Here is a 325-nt window from a genome sequence, read left to right as displayed (position 1 = left end):
TCCGGGACCGAGAACGACACGTACACGGTCCCCGCGGTCCAGGGCGTGGAGTACCTGGTGGGCGGCAAGGTCGTCGCGGCCGGTTCCCACAAGGCCACCGGGACGGTCACCGTCACAGCTCGTGCCATGGAGGGCTTTGTGCTCGCCGAGGGTGCGCGCACGGAGTGGACGTTCACGTTCACCACCGGCGGCGGTGAGCCGGAGCCGGTGGAGGTGACGCCCGCGGCGGTGACCTTCACCGACGCGTCCGGGACCGAGAACGACACGTACACGGTCCCCGCGGTCCAGGGCGTGGAGTACCTGGTGGGCGGCAAGGTCGTCGCGG

The 325-nt window shown here is 71.1% G+C and carries 1 pseudogene; it reads left to right on the top strand.

The annotated features are described in order from the left end of the window. Nucleotides 1-325, top strand: a pseudogene (locus M3148_RS17590) (hypothetical protein); the annotation flags it as partial.

Source organism: Georgenia satyanarayanai (assembly GCF_023715365.1).
Taxonomy (GTDB): domain Bacteria; phylum Actinomycetota; class Actinomycetes; order Actinomycetales; family Actinomycetaceae; genus Oceanitalea; species Oceanitalea satyanarayanai_B.
This window is presented reverse-complemented; position numbering and strand designations above follow the sequence as displayed.